General features: G+C 74.4%; 1 protein-coding gene and 2 pseudogenes. 2 read left to right on the forward strand and 1 reads right to left on the reverse strand.

The window, feature by feature from the left end; translation table 11 throughout:
• Positions 1–439, forward strand: a pseudogene (locus EEJ42_RS31985) (hypothetical protein); the annotation flags it as partial.
• A gap of 236 nt (positions 440–675) precedes the next feature.
• A complete protein-coding gene (locus EEJ42_RS31990) occupies positions 676–1,962 on the forward strand; it encodes an RNA polymerase sigma factor (protein WP_123105395.1) in 1,287 nt (428 codons plus the stop codon).
• Positions 1,963–1,976: 14 nt separating this feature from the next.
• Here the strand turns inward: EEJ42_RS31990 and EEJ42_RS31995 are convergent.
• Positions 1,977–2,171: pseudogene (locus EEJ42_RS31995) on the reverse strand (sugar kinase); the annotation flags it as partial.

The following is a 2,171-nucleotide window of genomic DNA, read 5'->3' on the forward strand; positions in this document are numbered from 1 at the left end:
CGGGGAACTGCTGCGCACCCGCCATGCGGCGCGGCTGCTCACCGGCACGCTGATCGGGCGGCTGCCGAACGCCACCGCCCCGCCCTACGCCGCCGTGCGCCGCGCCATCAAGGTCGCGGGCGGCGCGGAGGCCGCCGACGCGGACTACCTGCGCCGCGTCCGCGAGGCCGCCCCCGACGACACGGTCCGCGCGATGGTCACCGAGCTGGCCGTGGAGCCGCTCCACACCCGCCGCGACGCGGACGAGGCGTACGCGGGCGAGCAGCTGGTGAGGGTCCGCCAGGCCGCCGTCAACCACCGCATCGCCGAGGTCCAGGGCACCCTCCAGCGCCTGGGCCAGCGCGCCGACCCGGCCCATCTGGCCGCCGTCCAGAACGAGCTGTGGGTCCTCCAGCAGTACGCCCAGTCCCTCCAGACCCAGGGCGCCGCGGCACTCTAGCCCGGCTGTACCCGCGCTGTAGCCATGCCGCATCCGCACTGTGGCCGTGCCGTAGCCGTGCCGTATCCGGACGCCGCGGACGTCGCGTAACCGCGCGGTCACCGGCAGCTGCGCAAAAAGTGCCCGCACGCCCCTCGTGGCGGGCGTGTGTCGTACTCCACACTGGTTGCGGTGCCTGAGTCCTCGGAGCGCGGCGGTGTTGGCCGGGTAGGCCGGGATCCCCCGCAGATCCGCTCATGATGTACGGGACGGACGGCGGCGTGGCCGGCGCATCCGTACCCGATCGTTCTGCCGCCTCAGCAGCGATCACCCTGGAGGTCGCCCCCGTGCAGACCCAGACCCTCACCGACGCGGCCCCCGTGGCGCCGCCGAACCCCCTGGCACCGTCGGCCGTGGAGCCACCGGAACCGCCCCCGCTGCCCGACGCGGCCCGCGCCCCGGAGCCCCCGGGCGCCCCGGAACCGCCGGAGCCCCCGGGTGCCGCCGACGCCCGGCCCACCGACCAGGACCCCGAGACCGCAGACGCCGAGGCGGACACCGAAACGGACACCGAACCCGACGCCGAGGCGGACAGCGGCCCCGCCGAGCGCCCCGCACGCCCCGAGGCCACCGGCCCCTCCTCCGACCTCTTCCGCCAATATCTGCGCGAAATCGGCCGGATTCCGCTCCTCTCCGCCGCCGAGGAGGTCGACCTGGCACGCCGGGTCGAGGCGGGCCTGTTCGCCGAGGAGAAGCTCGCCTCCGCCCCCGACCTCGACAGCCAACTCGCCCTCGACCTCGACCGGTTGGTCGTCCTGGGCCGGATGGCCAAGCGCCGGCTGATCGAGGCCAACCTGCGCCTCGTCGTCTCCGTCGCCAAGCGCTACGTGGGCCGCGGCCTGACGATGCTGGACCTCGTCCAGGAGGGCAATCTCGGCCTGATCCGAGCGGTCGAGAAGTTCGACTACGCCCGCGGGTACAAGTTCTCGACGTACGCGACCTGGTGGATCCGCCAGGCCATGTCCCGCGCCCTCGCCGACCAGGCGCGCACCATCCGGGTGCCGGTCCACGTCGTCGAGCTGATCAACCGGGTCGTCCGCGTCCAGCGCCGCATGCTCCAGGAACGCGGCTACGAACCCACTCCCGAGGAGGTCGCGGTCCACCTCGACCTCACCCCGGAGCGGGTGAGCGAGGTGCTGCGCCTCGCCCAGGAACCGGTGTCGCTGCACGCGCCGGTCGGGGAGGAGGACGACGTGGCGCTCGGCGACCTCATCGAGGACGGCGACGCCGCCTCACCGGTCGAGTCCGCGGCGTTCCTGCTGCTCCGCGAGCACCTGGAGGCCGTGCTGTCGACGCTCGGCGAGCGCGAGCGCAAGGTCGTGCAGCTGCGGTACGGACTCGCCGACGGCCGCCCCCGCACGCTGGAGGAGATCGGCCGGATCTTCGGCGTGACCCGCGAACGCATCCGCCAGATCGAGTCCAAGACCCTCAACAAGCTCCGCGACCACGCCTTCGCCGACCAGCTCCGCGGCTACCTCGACTAGGGGGTCCCGCCCCGCTACGGCTGCGCCTCGAACGCCCCCGGGTGCGTCTGCTCCCGTACCGCCACGTACTGCTGCCGCACCGCCTGCCCCACCGCCAGGTCGTCGCCCGGCTCGAACACCTGGCTGGCGGCCGCGGGCCAGCGCGGCGGCTCGTGCGGGGACAGCGTCCCCTGCGCGGCGCCCAGCGCCCACGCGGCCTGCCGGGCGGC

Origin of the sequence: Streptomyces botrytidirepellens (genome assembly GCF_003721215.1) — a bacterium.
GTDB classification, from domain to species: domain Bacteria; phylum Actinomycetota; class Actinomycetes; order Streptomycetales; family Streptomycetaceae; genus Streptomyces; species Streptomyces himastatinicus.